This is a genomic window from Sphingomonas sp. P3_C6, assembly GCF_056402595.1.
On sequence record NZ_JBFUHB010000002.1, the window covers coordinates 16626 to 40685 of the forward strand.

A 24060-nucleotide genomic window follows, 5' to 3' on the forward strand; every position below is an offset into this window, starting at 1 on the left:
TCGAGTGTTGACGACGCGGTCAATTCGCTGGCACCGCTGAATGGACAGGACGTTGCTGTGGCGCGACGAGAACGCGCATTACGGTCCTATTGGAGAAGATGATGAGCGAACGCGAGTCCATGCCCTATGACGTCGTGATCGTCGGTGCCGGGCCTGCCGGTCTGGCCGCGGCGATCAGGTTGAAGCAGCTTGCGACCGAAAAAGGCGGCGAGATTTCCGTGTGCGTGCTCGAAAAGGGCTCTGAGGTCGGGGCGCATATCCTGTCCGGTGCGGTGGTCGACCCCAAGGGTCTCGACGAGCTGATCCCCGACTGGCGCGACAAGGGCTGTCCGCTGGCTGAGGTGCCCGTCACCGACAACCAGCACTGGATCCTGACGAAAAAGAAGAAGTTCGGGCTGCCGCACATCTTCACCCCGCCCTTCATGCACAACAAAGGCACCTATACGGGGTCGCTGGGCAATCTCTGTCGCTGGCTGGCCGGCCAGGCGGAGGAACTCGGTGTCGAGATCTTCCCGGGCTTCGCGGCGGCCGAAGTGCTGTTCAACGAGGACGGATCGGTCAAGGGCGTCGCGACCGGCGACATGGGCGTGGCGCGCGATGGCACGCACAAGCCCGATTACACGCCCGGCCTGGAGCTGCACGCCAAATACACCTTCCTCGGGGAGGGCGTGCGCGGGCATTTGAGCAAGGAACTGATCCGCACCTTCGATCTGGCGAAGGACGCTCAGCCCCAGGTTTACGGCCTCGGCATCAAGGAATTGTGGGACATCAAGCCGGAGAACCATGTTCCCGGCCGGGTGATCCATACCCAGGGCTGGCCGCTGTCGGACGGGACGAGCGGCGGCGGCTTCTTCTATCACCAGGCCAATGGGCAGGTCGCGGTCGGTTTCGTCACCTGGCTCAACTATACCAACCCCTATGTGTCGCCGTTCCAGGAGATGCAGCGCTGGAAGACCCATCCCGCGATCGCGGCGATGCTGGAGGGCGGCAAGCGCGTCTCCTATGGCGCGCGCGCGATCAGTGATGGAGGGCTTCAATCGATACCGAAGCTCGTCTTCCCTGGCGGCGCGCTGATCGGGGATTCGGCCGGTTTCCTCAACGTGCCCCGGATCAAGGGCAGTCACACTGCCGTGAAGAGCGGAATCATGGCAGCGGACGCTGCCTATGATGCGATCCAGGCAGGCCGTTCGGGCGACGAACTGACCGCCTATCCCGAGGCTTTCGAGCAGAGCTGGGTGAAGAAGGAGCTGTCGGTCGTTCGCAACGTCGTGCCGCTGGTGAAGACCTTCGGCGATCTCATCGGGTCGGGCCTGTCGGGGATCACCATGTGGCTCGAAACGATTGGCATCAAGATGCCGTTCACGCTCAAGCATCATCCGGATAACGAGAGCCTGTGGCGCAAGGACCAGGTGCAGAAGATCGATTATCCGAAGCCCGACGGGGTGCTGACGTTCGACCGGCTTTCCTCGGTGTTCCTGTCGAACACCAATCATGAGGAGGACCAGCCGGTCCATCTGACCCTGAAGGACCCGACCATCCCGGTCGCCTATGATCTGCCGATGTACGACGAACCGGCGCAGCGTTATTGCCCGGCGGGCGTTTATGAGATCGTGGGCGAGGAAAGCGGCGATCCGAAGTTCGTGATCAACGCGCAGAATTGCGTCCACTGCAAGACGTGCGACATCAAGGACCCCACCCAGAACATCAACTGGGTGGTGCCGGAAGGTGGCGGAGGACCGAATTATCCGAACATGTGACCGCCTGGGACTTGCGCTGCTTGCGCTGACCGTCGCGACGCCCGCCTGGGCTGATCGCGGCGCGGACGATCTCGCCGCCTATGCCCGCGCCCGCGCCGCCGATGGCGATGGCCGGGTCGAGCAGGCAGCGGCTGGCTATGCTGCCGCGCTCAGTGGGGCACCGGGCAATCTCGCTATCGCCAGGCGCGCCTTTCGCGAGGCGATGGAGGCCGGCGACGATGCGTTGGCCGACCGCGCCATCGAGACGCTCGATGCGGCACGCGCAGCGCCGCCCGATGCCATCCTGTTCAGCTACGCCCGGGCGCTCCGCGCAGGAGACAAGGCGGCCGCAAGCGCGGTCCTGACCCGGATCAGCACCGGGCCGTTCGATTTCGTCGCGGGGCTGCTGGGTGCCTGGGCAACCTATGACGCCGGCGGCGATCCGCTCGCCAAGCTGAATGAGGGCAAGTCGAACCCGGTCGCGCGCCGTTACACGGCGGAAAACCGCGCGCTGCTGCTGATCGCGACAGGCAAGCTCGATGAGGGCGCCGTGGCGCTTCAGGCGTTGCTTGGCGCGGATCAGGCAAGCCTTGATCTGCGGATCAATGCCGCCGAACTGTTTGCCGCCAAGGGCAGGCAGGACATTGCGAGGGCATTGCTCAGCGGCAATGACAGCGCGGTCGTCGTTCTGCGCCGGACGATCGATGACGGTGTCCAGCCATCCGCCTCGTTCGGCGCCTCCCGGCTGTTCACGCGCCTCGCTGCAGACCTGTCGGAGGGCGAGCCGACGCCGATCGTAGCGTCCTTGACCCGGGCGGCGCTTCGGCTCGATCCCCGCAACGACCGGGCGCGCATCCTGCTTGCCCAGACGCTGGCACGGGGTGGAGCGAGCGATCGGGCGCTTGCGTTGCTCGGCCAGGTCGATGCCGACAGCCCGTTCCATGAGGCGGCGCTTCAGGCGCGGGTTGCCGTGCTGAGCGGCGCGGGTGAGGGGGCGGCGGCGCTGGCGGCTGCGACGACCCTGTCCAATCGCAAGGATGCTACGGCGATCGACGCGGTGCGTGTCGGCGATCTTCTGACGGCGGCAGGTCGTTTTGACGATGCAGCGCGGGCCTATACGCTTGCGATCAAGCGATCAGGCGACCATCCCTCGTGGACATTGTACCTCCAGCTCGGCGGCGCGCTCGATCAGGGCGGCCGCTGGCCCGAGGCACGCAAGGCGCTCGAGCGAGCGGTCGAAATGGCGCCTGACGAAGCCGTCGCTCTCAACTATCTCGGCTATGCCCGGCTCGAGCATGGCGAGGAGATTGCCGCGTCGATTGCATTGCTCGAAAAGGCGAATGCGCTTCAGCCTGGCGACGCCTCGATCATCGACTCGCTCGCCTGGGCCTATTTCAAGCGTGGCGACACCCGCAAGGCGTTGCCGATGCTCGAATTGGCCGCGCGCGGGCAGCCGGCAAACGCCACCATCAACGAACATCTTGGCGACGCTTATTGGTCGCTCGGCCGCCGATATGAGGCGCGTTACGCCTGGCAGGCAGCCTCCATCGTGGCCGATGCCGAGGATGGGCCTCGCATCGCTGCCAAGATCGCCAACGGGATCATCGCAAAACCGTGATCGTCGAACGGGCTCCGGCCAAGATCAACCTGGCGTTGCACGTTCGCTCGCGGCGTGACGACGGCTATCATGAGATCGAGACTCTGTTCGCCTTCCTCCGGGATGGCGACGACATACGGCTCGAAGATGGGCCTGCCTCCTTTGCGGTCGAGGGGCCGTTTGCCGCCGCGCTGGCGGGGGAGGGCGACAATCTCGTTACGCGGGCTGCGCGCGCATATGCCGAGGCATTTGCTAGGCCGAACGACGGGGCGCTTACCCTGGTGAAACGTCTGCCGGTGGCCTCCGGCATCGGCGGTGGGTCGGCTGACGCGGCGGCGACCCTGCGCGCCCTGGCGAAGCGCGATGGCGTAGCGCTCGACGACCCCAGGCTGTTCGCCATCGCCAATGCGCTTGGATCTGATGTGCCGGCTTGCCTGCTCGGGCGAAGCGCCCTCGGACGGGGTCGCGGCGAGCAGCTCGAACCGGTCGCCGGCCTGACCGACATGCCGGTGTTGCTGGTCAATCCGGGTGTCGCCGTCTCGACCGGACCTGTCTTCGCTGCCTGGGATGGCAGGGATCGCGGACCCATCGGTGAGGGTGCGTTGCTCGGGCGGGCGCTGCTCGGCCGAAACGACCTCGAAATGCCTGCCCGTCGCATTGCGCCGGCGATCGGCGAGGCGCTGGCACTCTTGCTCGACGGTGACGGGACGCGGCTGGTGCGCATGTCCGGATCTGGCGCGACCTGCTTTGCCCTCTACGACCGGCCTGAGGATCGCGCTGCCGCGGCCGCGGCGATCAACACGCTCCGCCCGGGCTGGTGGTGTCTCGAATCGGCACTCGCGTGACGGTTTATTGCTCCGAAATGACACGCTTTTACGTCCCGGGACTACGCGCACCACGGCAATCCGCCATTGGCATCGCTCTTGCTGGTCGGGGATCGAACGGGTCCGTCGCCACTGGCGCCGCGCCCGCTGATGATCCCCGGCCCCCCCGGGCGTCATCCCCCCATGGCGGCGGCGGGTGCGAACTCGCCGCCGTTTTTGCCGGGTGCTGCCAATGAGCGCGCCCGTCATCCTGTCCGGCGCATCGGGCGGCATCCTGCTGATCTGCGACCATGCCTCCAACATGGTGCCCGAGGGCGTGGATCTCGGCATTGGCGCGGATTTGCTCGACAAGCACATCGCGATCGACATTGGCGCGGCACGACTGACCGAGGCGTTGGCTGGCCGCCTCGGCGGGCCAGCCATTCTGGCGACTGTCTCGCGGCTGGTGATCGACCTGCATCGCCAGCCCGATCATGCCTCGTTGATTCCCGCGACAAGCGACGGGCATGTGATCCTTGGTAATGTTGATGCCGACCGGATCGACCGTGTCGCGCGTTTCCATGCGCCCTATCACCGCGCGCTGGCGGCGCTGATCCGCACTGAACGGCCGATCCTGCTTGCCTCGATCCACAGCTTCACGCCCGAACTCGAAAGCGGAGGAGCGGGCGCCCGGCCTTGGCACGCCGGCATCCTGTACAATCGCGACCGTCGCGCGGCCGACCTCGCCGTGGCGATGTTGCGCGAGGCCGGCATAGAAACGGGCGACAACGAGCCTTATTCCGGCCGGGTGCTCAACGCGACGCTCAACCGGCATGGAGAGGCCAATGGCATCCCGAATCTCGCCATAGAAATCCGTAACGATCTGATCAAAAATGCGGCTGGCGTTAGCCGCTGGACTGACATTCTCGCGCCTATTCTGACAAAAATCAGCAATAGTCTTGCGCAAAAGGCCCCTCTCGCGACATAGGGCGCGCCATGACTCAGCAGTTCGACAAATCGAAGCTCCCCAGCCGGCACGTCTCGGTCGGTCCCGAGCGCGCACCGCACCGTAGTTATTATTATGCGATGGGCATATCCGAAGAGGATATCGCCAAGCCGTTCGTCGCGCTCGCCAGCGCCGGCAACGACAGTGCGCCATGCAACACGACGCTCGATGCGCAGGCCGATGCCGCGCGTGCGGGTGTGATCCAGGGCGGCGGCATGCCGCGGCGCTTCAACACCATCACCGTCACCGACGGCATCGCGATGGGCCATCAAGGCATGAAGTCCTCGCTGGTCAGCCGCGAGGTCATCGCCGATTCGGTCGAACTCAGCGTGCGCGGCCATTGTTACGACGCGCTGGTCGGCTTTGCCGGCTGCGACAAATCGCTGCCCGGCATGATGATGGCGATGCTCCGCCTCAACGTGCCCAGCATCTTCGTCTATGGCGGATCGATCCTCCCCGGTCGCTATCACGATCGTGACGTGACCGTGGTCGATGTGTTCGAGGCGGTCGGCCAGCATGCCGCCGGCAATTGTCCGCTCAAGGACCTGACCGAACTGGAAAAGGTCGCCTGCCCTGGACACGGTGCCTGTGGTGGCCAGTACACCGCGAACACCATGGCATGTGTCGGCGAAGCAATCGGTCTTTCGCTGCCCAATTCGAACATGGTCCCGGCACCCTATACGACTCGCGAGCAGATCGCGGTGGCCGCCGGCGCCCAGGTGATGGAATTGCTCGCGGCCAATATCCGTCCGCGTGACATCTGCACGCGTGAGGCGTTCATCAACGCGGCACGGATCGTCGCAGCAACCGGCGGCTCGACCAACGGCGCGCTTCACCTGCCGGCGATGGCAAGCGAGGCGGGTATCGATTTCGACCTGTTCGACGTCGCAGAGATATTCAAATCAACGCCTTACATCGCAGACCTGAAGCCCGGCGGGAAGTATGTCGCCAAGGACATGTATGAGGCTGGGGGCGTTTACATGCTAATGAAAACGATGCTCGCCAACGGCCTCCTGTTTGGCGATTGCCTGACCGTGACCGGAAAGACGCTGGCTGAGAACATCGACCGGGTGACGTGGAACCCCGACCAGAAGGTCATCTACGACGTCAAAGCGCCGATCAGCCCGACCGGCGGCGTTGTCGGCCTGCGTGGCAGCCTCGCGCCGAACGGGGCGATCGTGAAGGTCGCCGGCATGCACCGGCTCCAGTTTACCGGCCCGGCCCGCGTGTTCGATTGCGAGGAGGATACCTTCGCAGCTGTCGAGGCGCGGGAGATCAACGAGGGTGAGGTCGTCGTCATCCGCTATGAAGGGCCGAAGGGCGGTCCAGGCATGCGCGAGATGCTGTCCACCACTGCGGCGCTCTACGGTCTCGGCATGGGCGAGAAGGTGGCGCTGATCACCGATGGCCGTTTCTCGGGCGCGACCCGTGGCTTCTGCATCGGCCATGTCGGGCCCGAGGCGGCTGATGGCGGCCCGATCGCCCTGGTCGAGAATGGCGACATCATCAGCATCGACGCCGAGGCGGGCACGATCGATCTCGATGTGCCCGAGGATGTGCTCGCGGAACGCCGTGCCAAATGGGTCCCGCGGTCGCACGACTATCAATCTGGCGCGCTCTGGCGCTATGCGCAGAATGTCGGCCCAGCTTATAAGGGCGCGGTCACGCATCCTGGAGCCAGTGCCGAAACCCATGTCTACGCGGATATCTAGCGCACTGGTGCTTGTCCTGGGCCTCGCCGCTTGTGGCGAGGCGAAGACCGACCACGAAACGCTCGCCAATGTCGAGGCGGCGCAAGTCGCCCGCGCCGAGGAATCGGGCAATATCGTCTGCGCCCGCGCCGGATCGGCTGATTTCGCGCGGGTCTGCACCATCGACCGCGAGCAACGCGACAAAGGGCTGGTCCTCACCGTCCGCCACCCGGATGGCGCGTTCCACCGACTGCTGGTAACGAAGGATGGGCGGGGCGTGATCGCCGCTGATGGCGCAGAGCCGGCGGTCGTGACGGTGTTGGACAAGGAAAGCATCGAGGTCGCACTGGGTGGCGATCGATACCGTTTGCCCGCCACGGTGCGCGCGCCAGCCAAGCCGGCGTCATGACGCCACTTGACGGTAAGCCCCTACTCACGGCAGCGGAAATGCGCGCTGCCGAGGACATGGCCATCGCCAATGGCGCGACGGTCGAGAGCCTGATGGACCGCGCCGGCCGCGAGGTTGCCGAGGCTGTTAGACGGTTGGGATCGGGCAACGAGGTGCTGATCCTGTGCGGTCCAGGCAATAATGGTGGGGATGGTTATGTCGCCGCAACGGCATTGCATGCGGCCGGGGTTCCGGTGCGCGTCGCAGCCAGCGCCGAGCCTCGCACCGATGCCGCGAAACATGCCCGAGCACTCTGGAACGGGGCAGTCGAGGAGCTTCGCGAAGCGGCTCCCGCTCCAATTCTGGTAGACGCCCTGTTTGGTACAGGGCTGTCCCGGCCACTTGATGTTGCGGCAATAGCCGACCTCGTCAGACTGCGGGATCGGGCACGTCTGGCAATAGCGGTCGATCTGCCCAGTGGCCTCGCCACGGACGATGGCACCATATTGAACGATATTCCCGTCTTCGACCTGACACTGGCGCTGGGGGCGGCCAAGCCATCCCATCTGCTTTATCCGGCCGCGGGGCATTGCGGCGCCGTTCGTATCCTGGATATCGGTGTGCCGGTGATGAGCGACGCTGTCGTCTTCGGCAAACCGGACCTTCCGGAACCTGGGCCGACTTCCCACAAATATACGCGTGGCATGGTGGCCGTTATCGGTGGAGAGATGCCCGGCGCGGCCGAACTCGCCGCGCTGGCGGCGATGCGGGCGGGGGCGGGTTATGTCCTGTTGCTCGCCGATGATCAGACCGGGCAGCCCCATGCGATCGTTCGCAGGGCGTTCGACGCAAAGGCCATGGCCGATATGCGCATCGGTGCCGTGGTGATCGGTGCCGGATTGGGGCGCGGGGCGGTGGCTGGGACACGCCTGGATTGGGCGCTGGCGTCTTCCCGCCCGCTCGTCATTGACGGGGATGCGCTTCACCTACTCGACGAGTCACGACTGGCGAAGATAAAAGCCCATGGCGCCCCTGTCGTGCTGACACCCCATGCAGGAGAGTTCGACGCCCTGTTCGGCAGGCAGACCGGCAGCAAGATCGATCGCGCCCGCGCCGCGGCGGCGAAGGCCGGTGCGACGATCGTGTTCAAGGGGGCTGATACCGTCATCGCCTCGCCTGATGGCTCCGTCCGGGTAGCACAGAGCGCGAACCGATGGCTCTCGACCGCCGGCACCGGTGACGTACTGGCGGGTGCGATCGGCGCGGTGCTGGCGGCGGCACCCGGATCCGCGATCGATGCTGCCGCGGCTGGCGTCTGGTTGCATGCCGCCGTCGCCGAGCGGCTCGGTGGCGCTTTCATCGCCGACGATCTTGCTCAGGCGCTCACCGCAGCCAGGGCTTCGCTATGACCGACACCATCGTCCGGGTTGCCGCACGGGGCGACGGCATCACCGCCAATGGCCGCCACGCGGCGCTGGCGGCGCCAGGAGACACGCTGACGACGGAAGGGCAGGTGATCCCCGGTCCGCATCACCAGCCGGCGCCATGCCGCCACTTCCCAACCTGTGGCGGGTGCCAGCTTCAGCATCTCGATGACGAGAGCTATGCACGCTTCATCAGCGATCGAATCGCTGGAGCGCTCGAGGCGCAGGGTCTGACGACCGATATCCGCCCGCCGGCATTATCCCCGCCACGAACACGCCGGCGCGCGGCGCTACAGGCCGAGGCCAAAGGCGGGCGCCTCCGCATCGGCTTCAGCGAGGGATCGAGCCATGCGCTGGTCGATCTGCAGGAATGCTGGGTCCTGACGCCAACCCTGTTCGCGCTGGTGGCGCCGCTACGCGTGCTCTTGAGCCGCTTCCTCAAGGCCAATCGCCGCGCCCGGTTGCATCTCACCGAGGCGGATCAGGGAATCGACCTGCTGATCGAGGGGATCGAGGCCGAGGGACTGGCGGCGGCCGAGGCGATCACCGCCTTCTGCCAGCGCCATGGCGTCGCCCGCTTGTCGATCGACAATGGCCTTGGCCCTGAGACTCGCTGGGAGCCCGAGCCCGTTAGCATCACCCTGGCGGGCATCCCGGTGCCGATGCCGCATAACTCCTTCCTCCAGGCCACGCGCGAGGGCGAGGTATCGCTCGTCGCCGCGGTGCAGGAGACGATCGGGCAGGCCGGGACGGTGGCCGATCTCTTTTCCGGTCTCGGCACTTTCGCGCTGGCGTTGCGCGGGCGCGTCTACGCGGCCGAGGCGGCGCGTGACGCCATCCTGTCGCTCAAGGCGGCAGGGGCGAGGACGGGCCGGCAGCTCTTCGCCGATCACCGCGATCTGTTCAGGCGGCCCTTGACCACGGCCGAATGCGACCGGTTCGACGCGATCATACTCGATCCGCCCCGGGCGGGTGCGCGCGAACAGGTGCTGCAACTGGCCGAGGCAAAGACGCCAATCATCGCCTATGTTTCTTGTAATCCCAGCAGTTTTGCGCGTGATGCGGAGATATTGTGCAAGGGCGGCTATCGGCTCGAATGGATCCAGCCGGTTGGCCAGTTCCGCTGGTCGACCCATGTGGAGCTGGCGGCGAAATTCGTTCGCTAACGTCATCCCGAAGGGATGAGTCAGGGATAATCGGCTCGCAGGAAAAACAGCCCGTCCGGCGGCGCGTTCAGGCCCAGCTTCGACCGGTCCCGGGCTTCAAGCGCGGCCTGAAGATCGTCCGACGACCATTTTCCCTGACCCACCAGTCCGAGGCAGCCAACCATCGAGCGCACCTGATGATGCAGGAAAGAGCGGGCCGAGGCGAACACGCTGATCCGGTCGCCGCTCGCCACCACATCGAGCCGGTCGAGTGTCCGCAAGGGGCTGTCCGCCTGGCAATGCGCCGAGCGGAAGGTGGTGAAATCATGCCGGCCGACCAGCCGCGCCGCGCCCTCGGCCATGGCATCGGCGTCCAGCGGCGTCGGCACGCGCCAGGCCAGCCCGGCCTCGAAGGTCAGCGGCGCGCGGCGCGTGACGATCCGGTATTCGTAATGACGCGCAAGACAGGAGAAGCGGGCATGCCAGTCATCGGGCACGACCTCGCACGCGAGGATCGCGACCGGCGCCGGCCGTAACCGGGCGTTGAGTGCCTCCATCAGGCGAAACGGTGTGATCGCCTTCGCGATATCGAGATGCGCCCGCATGCCAGTGCCATGAACCCCGGCATCGGTACGGCCGGCGGCATGGACGGCAATAGCCTCGCCTGTAATCTCCCGCGCGGCGGTTTCGATCGCCTCCTGCACGCTGGGGCCATGAGCCTGGCGCTGCCAGCCCATAAAGGGCCGGCCATCATATTCCACCGTCAGGGCAAAGCGGGTCATGAGAGCAGTGTGCCGGGCGGTATCGCAAAACCGCGCAACAGCTCGGATGACGTCATGACGCCGCGGCCCGCGCGCTGCAGAAGGGTGGGGCGGATCGCACCATCCCCACAAGAAATGCCGAGCCGGTCGTCCAGGATCGCGCCTGGTCGGACACCGCCCCCCGGCAACACATCGGCGGCAAGCACCCGAATGCGCTCGGCACCCAGTTCGAAAAAGGCGCCCGGCACCGGATTGAACGCCCGTATCTGCCGCTCGACCTCGATCGCGCTTTTCGAGAAATCGATTCGCGCCTCGGCCTTGTCGATCTTGGGGGCATAGGTGATGCCGTCCTCAGGCTGTATCGTCGGCGGATAGGCATCGATGTTGCCCAGCACCTCGACCATCAGCCGTGCGCCCATCGCGCTCAGCTCGTCGGTCAGCGCACCGGCGGTCTTGCCGTCGATCGGTGTCCGTCCCTCCAGCCGTACCGGCCCGGTATCGAGCCCGGCCTCCATCTGCATGATCCCGACACCGGTCTCCGCGTCGCCGGCAAGGATCGCGCGATGGATGGGCGCTGCACCACGCCAACGGGGCAGCAGGGACCCGTGAACGTTGAGGCAACCCAGCCGCGGCGCCTCCAGCACCGCGCGCGGCAGGATAAGGCCATAGGCCGCCACCACCGCGACATCGGCCCCGAAAGAAGCGAATTCGGCCTGGGCTTCGGCATCGCGCAGCGAGACCGGGGTCCGCACCGCGATTCCCAAAACCTCGGCGCGCGCCTGGACGGGGGAGGGAGTCAACGCCTTGCCGCGACCGGCCCGGCGTGGCGGCTGGCTATATGCCGCCACCACGTCATGACTTGCATCCACCAGGGCCTGAAGCACCGGCACCGAGAATTCGGGCGTTCCCATGAAGACGATCCGCATGCTCACGCTCTGGCCGCTTGGCAGAGGCGCATGCAACCCCCTATCTGTTCCGCATGGCATCTCCCGAGATCGAAGCCCTTACTCAAGCGTTGGCCCGGCTGCCTGGCCTCGGGCCACGATCGGCCCGACGTGCGGTGCTTCACCTGCTCAAGAAGCGCGAGGCAGCACTGGGCCCCCTGCTCACGGCGCTGACGGCAGTTGAGGAACGGCTCTCAACATGTTCTTTTTGCGGCAACATCGACACGATCGATCCGTGCGGCGTCTGCGCCGACCCGCGCCGCGATGCGCGGTTGCTTTGCGTGGTCGAGGAAGTGGCCGATCTCTGGGCGCTCGATCGGTCGCGGTTGTTCCCCGGGCGATTCCATGTGCTCGGAGGCCGGCTGTCCGCGCTCGAAGGTGTCCGCCCGGAGGATCTCACCATCGATTCGCTGGTTCGCCGGATCGAGGCGGGGGGCATCGACGAGGTCGTGCTGGCGATGAATGCCACGCTCGAAGGCCAGACCACGGCGCATTACATCGCGGAGCGGATCGAGCGTTTCCCGATCCGCGTCACCCAGCTCGCACATGGCCTGCCTGTGGGAGGTGAGCTCGACTATCTCGACGAGGGGACTTTGGCCCAGGCGCTGCGCGCCCGGCGACCGGTCGCTTGACGGCGAGCCCGCGCTTTCCTAGCTCGCCTGCATGTCAGTCCTAGAAATCCTCGAAGTTCCGCATCCGGGTCTTCGCGCCGTCGCGACGCCTGTCGCCCAGATCGACGAGTCGGTCCGCGGAATCGTCTCCGACATGTTCGACACCATGTACGACGCGAGGGGCATCGGCCTCGCGGCGACTCAGGTCGGTATCGAACAGCGTATCGTCGTGATCGACCTGCAGGAGCCCGAGAGCGACGCGGAAGATGCCAAGCCGGTCCGCACGCCGCTCGTCTATATCAATCCGGAGCTGGTTTCGGTCAGCGAGGAGACCTCGCTCTATAACGAGGGCTGCCTCTCCATCCCCGAGCAATATGCCGAGGTCGAGCGTCCGACTCGCTGCCGGTTGAAATGGCTCGATCTCGATGGCACGGCGCATGAGGATGATTTCGACGGGCTGCTCTCGACCTGCATCCAGCACGAGATCGACCATCTGAACGGTGTGCTGTTCATCGATCACATCTCGCGCCTGAAGCGCGATATGGTGCTGAAGAAGCTTGCCAAAGCGCGCAAGGCGGCCTGAGCCTTCCTCCCTCTTCCCGCCGGGAAGAGGGTCTTCAGGTCAGAACAATCCTTCGATCTCGCCATCGGCGCTGAAGCGGATGGATTCCGCTGCCGGTACACGCGGCAGGCCGGGCATCGTCATGATCTCTCCGCAGATCGCCACCACGAAGCCGGCACCCGCCGCCAGCCGGACCTCGCGCACGGGCACGACATGTCCGGTCGGCGCACCGAGTTTCGTCGGGTCGGTAGAGAAACTGTATTGCGTCTTGGCCATGCAGACCGGCAGGTGGCCGAATCCAGCATCCTCCCATCGCTTGAGCTGCGCCCTGACGCTTGGATCGGCGATCGCTTCTTCCGCACGGTAGATCCGGGTCGCGACCGTGTTGATCTTCTCGAACAGAGACAGCTCATCGGCATAGATCGGCGCGAATTGCGGCGTGGCGTGATCGCACAGATCGGCGACCCTGGTCGCGAGCGCCTCAGCGCCGGCGCCACCGTCGGCCCAATGCGTGCACAGCACCGCCTCTGACCCATGGCTTGCGGCAATGTCGCGGATCACCTCGATCTCGGCCTCGGTGTCGGTCCCGAAGAAGTTGATCGCGACGACCGCCGGCACGCCGAACTGGCGGACATTCTCGATATGGCGCGCGAGGTTGACGCCGCCGCGCCGCACCGCCTCGACGTCGGGCATGGCGAGATCGGCCTTGGGCACGCCGCCATTCATCTTCAGGGCCCGCACCGTGGCGACGATCACCGCCGCTGCGGGTTTCAGGCCCGATTGACGGCATTTGATGTCGAAGAACTTCTCAGCACCCAGATCGGCGCCGAAGCCGGCCTCGGTCACGACATAGTCGCCCAGCCCAAGCGCCGCCCGCGTGGCGATCACCGAGTTGCAGCCATGCGCGATATTGGCGAACGGGCCGCCATGGACGAAGGCTGGATTGCCCTCCAGCGTCTGCACCAGATTGGGCTTGATCGCCTGGGCAAGCAGCACCGCCATCGCGCCGTCGGCCTTCAAATCGCGTGCCGTCACCGGTCGCTTGTCGCGGGTATAGGCGACGACGATCGCGCCCAGCCTTTTCTCCAGATCCGCCAGATCGCTCGCCAGACAGAGGATCGCCATCACCTCCGAGGCGACGGTGATGTCGAAGCCCGATTCGCGCGGGTATCCATTGGCCGGGCCGCCGAGCGACTGGGCGATGTCACGCAGCGCCCGGTCGTTCATGTCGAGCACCCGGCGCCAGACGATGCGCCGCACGTCGATATCCAGCGCATTGCCCCAATGGACATGGTTGTCGATCATCGCCGCAAGCAGATTGTGAGCACTGGTGATCGCGTGGAAATCGCCGGTGAAATGGAGGTTGATGTCCTCCATCGGTCCGACCTGGGCATAGCCGCCGCCGGCCGCCCCACCCTTGGTGCCGAAACAGGGACCGAGCGACGGTTCCCGCAGGCACAGCACCGTCTTGCGCCCGATGCGATTGAGCCCGTCGGCCAGCCCGACCGAAGTGGTAGACTTGCCTTCGCCTGCCGGCGTGGGGCTGATCGCGGTGACCAGGATCAGCTTGCCCATCCTGTCGGTCGCCGGAAGACGGGACAGGTCTATCTTGGCCTTGAAATGCCCATAGGGCTCGACCGCCTCGGGCGGGATGGAAAGCCCGGCGGCGATTTCGGCGATTGGCTTGAGGGTGGCGGCGCGCGAGATCGCGATGTCGGTCAGCATGGCGCGCAGTCGTAGCGCACACCCCGCCGGCCGCAAGCGGGAGCGTTACCAGAATCGGTCAAGCTGCAGGTGCATTTGTCCGATTTGCGACGACTCCGTGACAGGTCGCGCGGCCAGTTGAGGAGGGCGGGCCTTGTTAACCCTGGTGTGGGGCGGTAGGTTCGTGCTTCGTTCCAAAGGAGTAAATTGTTGGACCCGCTTGCCCTCGTCATCGTCGCCCTTTTCCTGATCGGTGCACTTGCGCTCGGTTGGTATCTCGGCGGACGCGGGACTGCCCAGGCGCGGGCCGAACGCGATGCCCGGACCGAGGAGTTCAAGCGCGCCATTATCGATCTCGCCGGCGCCGAAGAGCGCGCCCGCAATGCAGCGCAGGTGCGGGAGGAACTCGAGGCAGTTCGGGAGGAGCGCGACGGGTTCCGTACGGAGAATGCAACGCTTCGCGCTCACGCCGAGGCTTTCGAGGCCAGGCTGGAGGAGTTCAAGAATTCTCGTGAACTGATGACCGGCCATTTCAACGAGACGGCCAGCAAGCTGCTCAACGATGCGCAGAAGCAGTTCCTCGAACGTGCCGAGGCCCGCTTCAAGCAGTCGGAGGAAACGGCCGGACAGAACCTCAAATCCATGCTCCAGCCGGTCAGCGACCGTCTCCTGAAATATGAGGAGACCGTCACCAAGGTGGAGAGCGAGCGCCAGGGCGCCTTCGACCAGCTCAAGGGACAGCTCGAGGGCCTTCGCGTCGGCCAGGAAAAGGTCAGCAGCGAGGCGGCCAAGCTGGTCAACTCGCTGCGCAATGCGCCTAAATCACGCGGGCGATGGGGCGAACAGCAGCTCAAAAATGTGTTGGAGACCTGTGGGTTATCCGAACATACCGACTTCCAGACCGAAGTCAGCATTTCCGGTGGTGACGAGGGCGGGCGCCTTCGCCCCGACGCCATCATCAAGGTGCCGGGTGGCCGGTCGCTGGTGATCGACGCCAAGGTTTCGCTGAACGCGTATCAGGACGCGTTCGGTGCGGTGGACGAGGCGCAGCGGCTGGTCGGGCTCGCCGCCCATGCCGCGTCGATGCGCGCGCATGTTAATGGCCTCGGCAACAAGGCCTATTGGAGTCAGTTCGCCGATGCGCCGGATTATGTGATCATGTTCGTGCCGGGCGAGCATTTCCTTTCCGCGGCGCTTGAGCATGATCCGACGCTCTGGGACTTCGCGTTCGAGAAGCGCGTGCTGCTCGCCACTCCGACCAATTTGATTGCGATCGCGCGCACCGTGTCTGCGGTGTGGCGGCAGGAACGGCTCGCCAAGGAAGCGCGGCAGATCGGCGAGCTTGGCAAGGAACTGTACGACCGGCTCGCCAAGGCTGCGGGAGATCTGCGCAAGGTGGGTGGCGGCCTCACCTCGGCGGTCAACAACTACAACACCTTCGTCAGCAGCTTCGAAAGCCGGACCCTGGTGACGGCCCGCAAGCTGCGCGACCTGAATATCGAGCCCGGCGCGCGCGAGATCGAGGGCGTCGAGCCGGTCGAGGCGCTGGCGCGCTATGGCGATACGCCAATCCTGATCGACGGATCGGTGAACGAGGCTGCCGAATAGGGATGTCGAAGTACCGGCACACCTCTCTGCCGCCACCTTGTCTTCGAGGAGCGCTGTTCCCAGCCAGGCATCTTCATCTTCGACGAACCGGAATCGGCGCCGTCACCCAACCTGCCGTTCGACTTCCTCAAGCTGCTGCGGATGGGCAAATATGGGCTCGAACCGGTGTTGCTTGAGGATACCGAGCATTTCTGCATCATGCGTGAGTTAGTGACGGACAGGCACGGCTTTGTCGAAGCGATGCTTGAGGAATAGTCGGTCCGGCGGCGATCAGCGCCGCCGGGGGGCCGTCCGTACCAGCAAGAGCGTGCGCAGGCCGCTAGCGCTCAATACCAGTTTGCCGTCGCGATTGGTGCTGACACTCAGGCGCTGGCCGAGCAGGCCCATGATCGCCTGTTCCTGCGCCATAGCCGGGCCCGGACATGCCATTTTGGTCGAGATCAGCGGACCGGCGATCAGATAGCCGCGTTCGAAGCGGTACGATCCGCCAAAGCTGTTGCAGCCGCTATTGCCGCTGATCCGGTTGTCGGAGAAGGAAATGGTCGCATCGCGCGTACCGCGTACTGGGCGGCCTTCGATCGCCTGAATTTCCCAATTGCCTTCGATGACCGGCGCGCGCGGCTGGACGGCAATAGGATCGCCGCCGCAGCCGCGTACGGTCCTGCGGCCGACCGTAACGCTGACGCTGTCGGGATAGTCGCGATCGCTCATCCCGTCGCTGCAACGGGCGTGGGTGACGTCGATGGTGATCCGGGGCGTGACATAGCGCACGCCGTTGAAACTTGGCCGCGGCACGGGCGCCGTTGTCGTCACGCGCGTGCGGCCATAGTCGCCGACATAGCGAATCAGACCCTTTTCGATCGTCAGTGCCCAGCCGGGCTCTGTTCCGACGGCCTTATACGGCGCCTCCCGCATCTGCGCGTCGGCGGCGCCTGCGACCAGCAGAGCAGGGGCGGCAAGGGCAAATGCGAACTTCATGGTGGGTCTCCTCGCCAGCCGAATAGGCGGGGCTGGCTGAACCGGTCGTTACGCAGACGTTCAGCCGGGTGAAGGCTTTGTCTGTGCCAGGACTTCATAAGCCATCACCGCCGTCGCTATGGCGGCATTCAGGCTGTCGGCCTTGCCCAGCATCGGGATCTTCACCAGCAGATCGCACTCGGCCGCATAGTCGGCGGGCATGCCCTGCGCCTCGTTGCCAGTCAGCAGGAAGGTCGGTGACGTGTAGGTGGCCGAGCGATAGTCCTTGTGCGTGTCGAGGCTCAACCCGACCAGCTGGCCCGGGCCCGAACGAAGCCAGAGCAGGAACTCCGCCCAGCCTGCCTGCACGATCGGGATGGTGAACAGCGCACCCATGCTCGCGCGCACGGCCTCGACCGAGAAGGGATCGACGCATTCGCCGATCAGGATCAGCCCACCGGCGGCGACAGCGTCGCCGGTGCGCAGGATTGTGCCGAGATTGCCCGGATCGCGCAGTCGCTCGGCGACCAGCCAGATATCCGCGCTGGTCCGGTCGAGCGTATCCAGCGACATGGCGAATTCGGCGAACACGCCGACGACCGCCTGGGGATTGTCCTTGCCGGAGAGTTTGGAGAGGATATCGGGCACCGTCTCGATCGCCTCGCCGCCGGCAGCCTCGACATCGGCGATGAGCGCACGGACGAGAGAATGGCTGGCGCTGTCGCGGGCATAGAACAGATATTCGGGCAGGCGCCCGCTCTCGCGCGCCTCGGTCAGGATCCGCAGGCCCTCCGCGAGGAACAGGCCTTCCTCACGCCGGTGCCGCTTCTCGCGAAGCTGGCGCACGCGCTTTATGAGCGGGTTGGAATAGGCGGTAATCTCGCGCGGCATTTTGTTCACCCCCCTCCCGCTCGCGGGAGGGGCCGGGGGTGGGCTCCCGGTTTCCTCAAATGGCATATTCGCGGTGAGCGCGAGCCCACCCCCAGCCCCTCCCGTAAACGGGAGGGGAGGACGAAGGTCAATCCTCTCCGAATTTCGCTTCCACAAGCTCGCACAGCGCGCCGACGGCCTGTTCGGCACCGTCGCCTTCAGCGCTGATGACGATCGAATCGCCCATCGCTGCACCCAACATCATCAGGCCCATGATCGAGGTACCGGTCACGCTGCCGGCACCGTCTTTCTCGACGGCGACCTCGACCGGCTGGGCCGAGGCGAGGGTGACGAACTTGGCGCTAGCCCGGGCATGAAGCCCGCGTTTGTTGGTGATGAGGACGGTGCGGCTGACCGGCATCAGGCGGCCTCGCCAAGCACTTCGGATGCGACCGAGATATATTTGCGGCCAGCCTCGCGCGCGGCGGCGACGGCGTCGACGACCTTCATCGCCTTGCGCGCCGATTCGAGCCGGATAAGCATCGGCAGGTTGATGCCGGCGATCACCTCGATGCGGCCACGCTCCATCAATGAGATGGCGAGATTGGACGGGGTGCCGCCGAACAGGTCGGTCAGCACGATCACGCCGCGCCCGCTATCGACCTCGGCGATCGCCTTGGCGATGTCGGCGCGGCGCGCCTCCATATCGTCTTCCGGGCCGATCGCGATGGTCGCGATCCGCTCCTGCTTGCCGACGACATGCTCCATCGCAGTCACGAATTCCTCGGCGAGGCGCCCGTGCGTTACCAGAACCAGGCCGATCATTGCCCCGACTCTTTCATTGCAGTTTCATTCACTGAAAGACCGTCCCCTTGGGCATTTTCTGCCACACCCTCGAGCGAGTCCTGCGGCGCCGCAGCGAGATCGCGGTGCGCGACCGTGGGCGAAAATCCTTCCCCGCGCAACCTCGCGGCAACTCGTTCCGCCACATGCACGGAACGGTGCCGCCCGCCGGTGCACCCGAACGCGATGGTGACATAGGATTTCCCTTCCGCCCTGTACCGCGGCAGCAGGAACAACAGCAGCGACTCGATCTGCGCCATCGCCGCATCATAGGCCGGATCGGTCGCTACATAAGCGCTCACCTCCTTGTCGAGGCCCGTTCCGGGACGAAGTTCGGGCACCCAGTGCGGGTTGCGCAGGAAACGCATGTCGAACACCAAGTCGGCGTTGCGCGGTAGCCCACGGGCATAACCGAACGAGGTGACCGCGAGGGTCGGTTCGCCGAGTCCCTCGCCGGAGAAGGTCGATCGCACCTGCTGCGCGAGTTCGTTACCGGTCAGGTTCGTGGTGTCGATCAGCCGGTTCGCCCAGCGCCGCAGCGGTGCGAGCAGTTCGCGTTCGCGTGCGATGCCGTCCGACGCGGGGCGGTCCAGCGCCAGCGGATGGCGGCGCCGGGTCTCCGAATAGCGGCGTTCGAGCTCGCCGCCCGAGCAGTCGAGGAACAGGGTGCCGATGTCATAGCCATGCTCTTCGCGAAGCTTCTTGATCCGCTTCACGATGCGGTCGGGATCGAAATCGCGGGTGCGGGCGCCGATTCCAAGGGCGAGCGGCTGCGACGACCGTTCGGCGCCTTCGGGCAGTGGAGCGCTGAGCAACCGGTCGAGCAGGAGCAGCGGGAGATTGTCCACCACCTCCCAGCCCAGGTCCTCCAATGTCCGCAGCACGGTCGACTTGCCGGCGCCGGACATGCCGGTGACGAGCAATATATCCTTTGGGTCGCGCTTCATGGCGCGCGCTCTAGCAGGTGCTTCACGGCAAGTTCCACCTTGATCGGTGCCGACACCTCGCGCGGGTCGAGCGCGATTGCCGGAATCGGTACACCCTCGAACCAGCGCGACTCGGCCTCTGGCATGCGGTCCACCTCGGCAGAGAGGCGGACCAGCAGCGCGACGGGGACTTGTTCAACATGGTTGAAGGGAATGATTCCGATCCCCCGTACCTCCAGCCGGCCGGCGATGGTGGCTGGCGGGGTGGCGGAGAGACGGCCGTCGATGGCCGTCAGGACGGTGTAATCGTCACTCACCAACAGGGCACCGCGATCCATCAGGCGCAGGGCAAGGTCGGATTTTCCGGCGCCGGACGGCCCTTCTATCAGCACCGCATGGCCGCCGATCGACACGGTCGAGGCATGGATCGTCTCGGTCATCGCCTGTCCGATACGGGCAGGCGTACGACGAATCGCGCGCCGCTCAGCCTGTCCTCGCGCGACTCGACCGAGATGCTGCCCTGATGGCCCTCGACGATCGTCCGGGCGATGGCGAGCCCGAGCCCACTATGCTTGCCGAATTCCTCACCATCGGGGCGGAGCGACTGGAATCGGTTGAACACCTGCTCGCGCGCGTCTTCGGGCACGCCGGGGCCTTCATCCTCGACCCGCACGACCAGATATTCGCCGTCACGCCCTGCCGAAACGACAATCAGGCCACCGTCGGGCGAGAAGGAGATGGCGTTCTCGACGAGATTCTCGAACACGCGCTCAAGCCGGGCGCCTTCCCCCATCGCGATCAGCGGCTCGCCGGCGGGACGGTCGAAGCGGATCTGGATGTCGCGCTCGACGCCGCGTTCATCGCGCTGGCCGAGCAGCGCGCCGATCATCGCACCGATATCCACGTCTTCGAACTTGGCGCGGCTGAGCTGCGCATCGAGTCGCGAGGCTTCGGAGATGTCGGTGATCAGCCGGTCGAGCCGGTGCACATCGTCGCGCACGATCGCCAGCAGCCGTTCCTGCAATTCGGGATCCTTGACCGAACTAAGCCCTTCGACCGCAGAACGAAGCGAGGCGAGGGGGTTCTTCATCTCATGGGTCACATCGGCGGCGAAGGCCTCTGTCGCATCGATCCGGGCGCGAAGCGCGAGGCTCATATCTGACAGCGCGCGGGCAAGCATGCCGAGTTCGTCGCGGCGGGAAGGCAGGCGAGGCACCACCACTTCGCGCGCACGGCCCAGCCGAACGCGCACCGCGGCGCGGGCGAGGCGGCGCAGGGGCCGCACGATCGTCCGCGCGAGAAACAGCGAGAGCAGAATAGAGATGGCGGATACGATCGCCAGCACCACGCCGAGCCGGAAGCGCTCGACCCGCACCGTCTGGGTGATGTCGCGCGCGTTGACCGTGGTCATCACCACGCCACCGGACGGTAGCGCGGCTGCGGCAGTGATCACGGGAGTGCGGTCGGGTGCCCGCCATACGGTCGCCGGCACACTCTCGGTACTGCGCGCGGTGTGGACATCGGGCCATTCGAGTCCCTCGGCACGCTCGCGATACAGAGGCGCCCGCGGCGCGCCGACAACCGTATCGATCACCGCATCGAGAAATCGTGCAGTGTCTTGTTGCCAATCTTCCTTGTCGGGATCGCGAAGGATGAAATTGCGCAGCCCGAGTGCGCGCGTATCGGTGACGAGCTTGCCCTGGTTGTCGTAGAGCCGGATGCGGGCGCCGGTGTCGCGCGCCAGTCGTAGAGCAAGGATGTTGTGACGTTCGGGCGCGACCGATCCCATCGCCTCGGCGATCAGGCGCGCCTCCCGGCTCGCCTGGGCGACCCGGCTGTCGACGATCCGGCTGCGATAGCTGTCGAGATAGAAGAAGCCGCCTGCCAGCATCGCCAGCGCGATGATGTTCACCGCGAGGATGCGCGGCGTGAGCGATACCTGCCCTGACCAGCGAAGCGTTAGCTCGCGGTCGTCATTCCTCGGAGAATCGGTAACCCGCGCCATATAAAGTCTCTATGGCATCGAACTCGGGGTCGATCTGCCTGAACTTGCGGCGCACGCGCTTGATGTGGCTGTCGATCGTGCGATCGTCGACATAGATGTCGTCGTGATAGGCGGCATCCATCAGCTGGTTGCGTGTCTTCACGATCCCCGGGCGCTGGGCGAGCGTCTCCAGGATCAGGAATTCGGTGACGGTCAGCGTGACGCCGGCGCCATTCCACATCACGCGGTGGCGTGCCGTATCCATCGCCAGCCGGCCGCGCACCAGCGAACCGCCCGGATTCTCCTCCTCGCCGGCGGTGCCCGTCACCGCGAGTTCCGACCGCCGCAGGATGGCGCGGATGCGCGCGATCAGCAGCCGGTGCGAGAAGGGCTTGGAGATATAGTCGTCGGCGCCCATGGCAAGCCCGAGCGCCTCGTCTAGCTCATCGTCCTTCGACGTGAGGAAGATGACGGGAGTCGTGCTCTTCTCGCGCAGCCGGCGGAGCAGTTCCAGCCCGTCCATGCGCGGCATCTTGATGTCGAAGATCGCGAGATCGGGCGGATTCTCGATCAATGCCTTCAACGCGGTCTCGCCGTCCGAATAGACGCGCGTGACGAATCCCTCGGCCTGTAGCGCGATCGATACCGAGGTAAGGATATTGCGGTCGTCATCGACGAGCGCGATCGAAGCCGTCATCGGCAGTGCAACCCTTGTGCTGTTATGCCTGAGGTAGTCCAAACTCGCCCAAGGCTCAACTCAATGCGCTGTGCGATTGTCTCGACTGGACAATTGCCCTCTCGTGGCGATATGCGCGACTCGAATTCCGGCATTCATTCGCGGCAACTGCCGCGTGCCCAACTTCAGGAGAGCAAGGACCGTGAGCGATCGTATTCCAGACGCAGGCCTCGAAGCGCAAGGCATTGAAACACGCGCTACCCTGCACTGGAATCTGGTCACGGCCCGATTGATCGAGGCGTCGGTCGCTCGTGGCGAAGGCAAGCTGTCTGCCGATGGCCCGCTCGTCGTCGAGACCGGTCCGCACACCGGCCGGTCCGCGCAGGACAAGTTCATCGTCCGCGACGCCGAGACCGAGAGCACGGTCTGGTGGGGCAAGAGCAATAAGGCGATGACGCCCGAGCATTTCGCGACGCTCAAGGGCGATTTCCTCGCCGCGCTGAAGGACAAGGAAGACCTGTTCATCCAGGACCTGTTCGGCGGTTCTCAGCCGGAGCATCGTGTCCGCGTGCGCATCGTCAACGAGCTTGCCTGGCACAACAGCTTCATCCGCACGATGCTGGTGCGCCCGGAAGAGAGCGAGCTGCGCGGCTTCGAGGCCGAATACACCATCATCGACCTGCCGACCTTCCGCGCCGATCCCGAGCGTCATGGCTGCCGCAGCGAGACGGTGATCGCCGTCAGCTTCACCGAGAAGCTGATCCTGATCGGCGGCACCCGTTATGCCGGCGAGATGAAGAAGTCGGTGTTCAGCCTGCTCAACTATCTGCTGCCGCCGACCGGCGTGATGCCGATGCATTGCTCGGCCAATATCGGCCCGAAGGGTGACACCGCCGTGTTCTTCGGCCTGTCCGGCACCGGCAAGACCACGCTGTCGGCCGACGCATCGCGCACCCTGATCGGTGACGACGAGCATGGCTGGTCGGATACCGCGGTCTTCAATTTCGAGGGCGGCTGCTATGCCAAGATGATCCGCCTGTCGGCCGATGCCGAGCCGGAGATCTTCGCGACGACCAAGCGTTTCGGCACGATCCTCGAGAATGTCGTGATGGACAATGTCACACGCCAGCTCGACCTTGACGACGCAAGCCTCGCGGAGAACAGCCGCGGCGCCTATCCGATCGACTTCATCCCCAATGCCTCGGAAGAGAATATGGGGCCGGTGCCGCGCAACATCGTGATGCTGACGGCGGACGCTTACGGCATCCTGCCCCCGATCTCGAAGCTGACGCCGGATCAGGCGATGTATCACTTCCTCTCGGGCTATACCGCGCGCGTCGCCGGGACCGAGATCGGCGTGACCGAACCCGATGCGACCTTCTCGACCTGCTTCGGCGCGCCGTTCATGGCACGCCATCCTTCGGTCTATGGCAACCTGCTCAAGGAGCGGATCGCCAAGGGCGGCGTGGATTGCTGGCTGGTCAACACCGGCTGGACCGGCGGCAAATACGGCGTCGGCCGTCGTATGCCGATCAAGGCGACCCGCGCGCTGCTCAACGCCGCGCTCGACGGCAGCCTGAACGACGCCGAGTTCCGTACCGATCCGAATTTCGGCTTCAAGGTTCCGGTGAGCGTGCCGGGCGTCGACACGGCCATTCTAGACCCGCGCGAGACCTGGTCGAACAAGGAAGAATATGACGCGACGGCGGCGAAGCTGGTCGACCTCTTCGTCGACAACTTCGCGCAATTCGCCGACGATGTGGACGAGAGCGTGCGCCAGGCCGCTCCCAAGACCGCCGAAAACGCCTGAAATCCCCGGTCATC

23 protein-coding genes are annotated in these 24060 nt (G+C 65.3%); 12 read left to right on the forward strand and 11 right to left on the reverse strand.

Going from position 1 to position 24060, the window contains the following annotated elements:
* The first annotated feature begins 101 nt into the window (after positions 1-101).
* From AC1DT7_RS03545 to AC1DT7_RS03580, 8 genes are all read left to right on the forward strand, one after another.
* Positions 102-1757, forward strand: a complete 1656-nt coding sequence (locus tag AC1DT7_RS03545) for an electron transfer flavoprotein-ubiquinone oxidoreductase (RefSeq protein WP_478034282.1) — start codon at positions 102-104, stop codon at positions 1755-1757.
* Positions 1726-3354, forward strand: coding sequence for a tetratricopeptide repeat protein (locus AC1DT7_RS03550; protein ID WP_478034283.1), 1629 nt, complete (start codon positions 1726-1728; stop codon positions 3352-3354). The genes AC1DT7_RS03545 and AC1DT7_RS03550 overlap by 32 nt, the downstream gene beginning before the upstream one ends.
* A complete protein-coding gene (locus AC1DT7_RS03555) occupies positions 3351-4178 on the forward strand; it encodes a 4-(cytidine 5'-diphospho)-2-C-methyl-D-erythritol kinase (protein ID WP_478034284.1) in 828 nt (275 codons plus the stop codon). The genes AC1DT7_RS03550 and AC1DT7_RS03555 overlap by 4 nt, the downstream gene beginning before the upstream one ends.
* 211 nt (positions 4179-4389) lie before the next feature.
* The gene (locus AC1DT7_RS03560; RefSeq protein WP_478034286.1) at positions 4390-5124 is read left to right on the forward strand and encodes an N-formylglutamate amidohydrolase; all 735 of its coding nucleotides are present in this window, start codon (positions 4390-4392) and stop codon (positions 5122-5124) included.
* Between the two features lie 8 nt (positions 5125-5132).
* Positions 5133-6854 carry a dihydroxy-acid dehydratase gene (ilvD, locus tag AC1DT7_RS03565; RefSeq protein WP_478034287.1) on the forward strand — a complete coding sequence of 574 codons (1722 nt, stop codon included), beginning with the start codon at positions 5133-5135 and terminating at the stop codon, positions 6852-6854.
* 7 nt (positions 6855-6861) lie between these two features.
* Positions 6862-7242, forward strand: coding sequence for a hypothetical protein (locus AC1DT7_RS03570; protein ID WP_478034288.1), 381 nt, complete (start codon positions 6862-6864; stop codon positions 7240-7242).
* 38 nt (positions 7243-7280) lie between these two features.
* Entirely contained in the window at positions 7281-8630 is a 1350-nt protein-coding gene (locus AC1DT7_RS03575) for an NAD(P)H-hydrate dehydratase (RefSeq protein WP_478034289.1), read from the forward strand.
* Complete coding sequence (locus tag AC1DT7_RS03580) at positions 8627-9811, forward strand: class I SAM-dependent RNA methyltransferase (protein ID WP_478034291.1); 1185 nt, start codon at positions 8627-8629, stop codon at positions 9809-9811. Before AC1DT7_RS03575 ends, AC1DT7_RS03580 begins: the two co-directional genes overlap by 4 nt.
* A 20-nt stretch (positions 9812-9831) precedes the next feature.
* On the opposite strand, the gene truA is transcribed toward AC1DT7_RS03580, so the two are convergent.
* Entirely contained in the window at positions 9832-10572 is a 741-nt protein-coding gene (gene truA / locus AC1DT7_RS03585; RefSeq protein WP_478034292.1) for a tRNA pseudouridine(38-40) synthase TruA, read from the reverse strand.
* Positions 10569-11477, reverse strand: a complete 909-nt coding sequence (gene fmt / locus AC1DT7_RS03590) for a methionyl-tRNA formyltransferase (RefSeq protein ID WP_478034294.1) — start codon at positions 11475-11477, stop codon at positions 10569-10571. Before fmt ends, truA begins: the two co-directional genes overlap by 4 nt.
* Positions 11478-11530: 53 nt before the next feature.
* On the opposite strand from fmt, the gene recR reads away from it, so the two are divergent.
* Positions 11531-12127: a recombination mediator RecR gene (recR, locus tag AC1DT7_RS03595; RefSeq protein ID WP_478034632.1), complete on the forward strand. Its 597-nt coding sequence runs from the start codon at positions 11531-11533 to the stop codon at positions 12125-12127.
* A gap of 31 nt (positions 12128-12158) precedes the next feature.
* Positions 12159-12689, forward strand: coding sequence for a peptide deformylase (gene def / locus AC1DT7_RS03600; RefSeq protein ID WP_478034295.1), 531 nt, complete (start codon positions 12159-12161; stop codon positions 12687-12689).
* A 39-nt stretch (positions 12690-12728) separates the two neighbouring features.
* On the opposite strand, the gene AC1DT7_RS03605 is transcribed toward def, so the two are convergent.
* Positions 12729-14393, reverse strand: coding sequence for a formate--tetrahydrofolate ligase (locus AC1DT7_RS03605; protein ID WP_478034296.1), 1665 nt, complete (start codon positions 14391-14393; stop codon positions 12729-12731).
* 189 nt (positions 14394-14582) lie between these two features.
* Between AC1DT7_RS03605 and AC1DT7_RS03610 the strand changes: the two genes are divergently transcribed.
* On the forward strand, positions 14583-15980 hold the full coding sequence (locus AC1DT7_RS03610; protein WP_478034298.1) for a DNA recombination protein RmuC: 1398 nt from the start codon (positions 14583-14585) through the stop codon (positions 15978-15980).
* Positions 15981-16250: 270 nt separating this feature from the next.
* On the opposite strand, the gene AC1DT7_RS03615 is transcribed toward AC1DT7_RS03610, so the two are convergent.
* From AC1DT7_RS03615 to AC1DT7_RS03650, 8 genes are all read right to left on the reverse strand, one after another.
* Positions 16251-16958: an META domain-containing protein gene (locus AC1DT7_RS03615; protein WP_478034299.1), complete on the reverse strand. Its 708-nt coding sequence runs from the start codon at positions 16956-16958 to the stop codon at positions 16251-16253.
* A gap of 60 nt (positions 16959-17018) precedes the next feature.
* Positions 17019-17828, reverse strand: a complete 810-nt coding sequence (locus tag AC1DT7_RS03620) for a TrmH family RNA methyltransferase (RefSeq protein WP_478034301.1) — start codon at positions 17826-17828, stop codon at positions 17019-17021.
* A gap of 127 nt (positions 17829-17955) precedes the next feature.
* Entirely contained in the window at positions 17956-18228 is a 273-nt protein-coding gene (locus AC1DT7_RS03625; protein WP_478034303.1) for an HPr family phosphocarrier protein, read from the reverse strand.
* Positions 18228-18632 carry a PTS sugar transporter subunit IIA gene (locus AC1DT7_RS03630; protein WP_478034304.1) on the reverse strand — a complete coding sequence of 135 codons (405 nt, stop codon included), beginning with the start codon at positions 18630-18632 and terminating at the stop codon, positions 18228-18230. The genes AC1DT7_RS03625 and AC1DT7_RS03630 overlap by 1 nt, the downstream gene beginning before the upstream one ends.
* On the reverse strand, positions 18629-19597 hold the full coding sequence (gene rapZ / locus AC1DT7_RS03635) for an RNase adapter RapZ (RefSeq protein WP_478034306.1): 969 nt from the start codon (positions 19595-19597) through the stop codon (positions 18629-18631). Before rapZ ends, AC1DT7_RS03630 begins: the two co-directional genes overlap by 4 nt.
* Positions 19594-20016, reverse strand: a complete 423-nt coding sequence (locus AC1DT7_RS03640; protein WP_478034308.1) for an HPr kinase/phosphorylase — start codon at positions 20014-20016, stop codon at positions 19594-19596. The genes rapZ and AC1DT7_RS03640 overlap by 4 nt, the downstream gene beginning before the upstream one ends.
* Positions 20013-21581 (reverse strand): sensor histidine kinase, encoded by a 1569-nt coding sequence (locus AC1DT7_RS03645; protein WP_478034310.1) that lies wholly within the window; start codon positions 21579-21581, stop codon positions 20013-20015. The genes AC1DT7_RS03640 and AC1DT7_RS03645 overlap by 4 nt, the downstream gene beginning before the upstream one ends.
* Complete coding sequence (locus AC1DT7_RS03650) at positions 21550-22257, reverse strand: response regulator transcription factor (RefSeq protein WP_478034311.1); 708 nt, start codon at positions 22255-22257, stop codon at positions 21550-21552. The genes AC1DT7_RS03645 and AC1DT7_RS03650 overlap by 32 nt, the downstream gene beginning before the upstream one ends.
* Before the next feature lie 181 nt (positions 22258-22438).
* Between AC1DT7_RS03650 and AC1DT7_RS03655 the strand changes: the two genes are divergently transcribed.
* Positions 22439-24046, forward strand: coding sequence for a phosphoenolpyruvate carboxykinase (locus AC1DT7_RS03655; protein ID WP_478034313.1), 1608 nt, complete (start codon positions 22439-22441; stop codon positions 24044-24046).
* Positions 24047-24060 lie beyond the last annotated feature (14 nt).

Bases quoted from the DNA above. Each gene is read 5' to 3' on its own strand.
- AC1DT7_RS03560 (WP_478034286.1), top strand. From the start codon at position 4,390: ATGAGCGCGCCCGTCATCCTGTCCGGCGCATCGGGCGGCATCCTGCTG.
- AC1DT7_RS03640 (WP_478034308.1), bottom strand. From the start codon at position 20,016: ATGACCGAGACGATCCATGCCTCGACCGTGTCGATCGGCGGCCATGCG.
- AC1DT7_RS03630 (WP_478034304.1), bottom strand. From the start codon at position 18,632: ATGATCGGCCTGGTTCTGGTAACGCACGGGCGCCTCGCCGAGGAATTC.
- fmt (WP_478034294.1), bottom strand. From the start codon at position 11,477: ATGCGGATCGTCTTCATGGGAACGCCCGAATTCTCGGTGCCGGTGCTT.
- AC1DT7_RS03650 (WP_478034311.1), bottom strand. From the start codon at position 22,257: ATGACGGCTTCGATCGCGCTCGTCGATGACGACCGCAATATCCTTACC.
- AC1DT7_RS03615 (WP_478034299.1), bottom strand. From the start codon at position 16,958: ATGAAGTTCGCATTTGCCCTTGCCGCCCCTGCTCTGCTGGTCGCAGGC.
- AC1DT7_RS03545 (WP_478034282.1), top strand. From the start codon at position 102: ATGAGCGAACGCGAGTCCATGCCCTATGACGTCGTGATCGTCGGTGCC.
- rapZ (WP_478034306.1), bottom strand. From the start codon at position 19,597: ATGAAGCGCGACCCAAAGGATATATTGCTCGTCACCGGCATGTCCGGC.
- AC1DT7_RS03620 (WP_478034301.1), bottom strand. From the start codon at position 17,828: ATGCCGCGCGAGATTACCGCCTATTCCAACCCGCTCATAAAGCGCGTG.
- truA (WP_478034292.1), bottom strand. From the start codon at position 10,572: ATGACCCGCTTTGCCCTGACGGTGGAATATGATGGCCGGCCCTTTATG.
- AC1DT7_RS03625 (WP_478034303.1), bottom strand. From the start codon at position 18,228: ATGCCGGTCAGCCGCACCGTCCTCATCACCAACAAACGCGGGCTTCAT.
- recR (WP_478034632.1), top strand. From the start codon at position 11,531: ATGGCATCTCCCGAGATCGAAGCCCTTACTCAAGCGTTGGCCCGGCTG.
- AC1DT7_RS03575 (WP_478034289.1), top strand. From the start codon at position 7,281: ATGCGCGCTGCCGAGGACATGGCCATCGCCAATGGCGCGACGGTCGAG.
- ilvD (WP_478034287.1), top strand. From the start codon at position 5,133: ATGACTCAGCAGTTCGACAAATCGAAGCTCCCCAGCCGGCACGTCTCG.
- AC1DT7_RS03605 (WP_478034296.1), bottom strand. From the start codon at position 14,393: ATGCTGACCGACATCGCGATCTCGCGCGCCGCCACCCTCAAGCCAATC.
- AC1DT7_RS03580 (WP_478034291.1), top strand. From the start codon at position 8,627: ATGACCGACACCATCGTCCGGGTTGCCGCACGGGGCGACGGCATCACC.
- AC1DT7_RS03645 (WP_478034310.1), bottom strand. From the start codon at position 21,581: ATGGCGCGGGTTACCGATTCTCCGAGGAATGACGACCGCGAGCTAACG.
- def (WP_478034295.1), top strand. From the start codon at position 12,159: ATGTCAGTCCTAGAAATCCTCGAAGTTCCGCATCCGGGTCTTCGCGCC.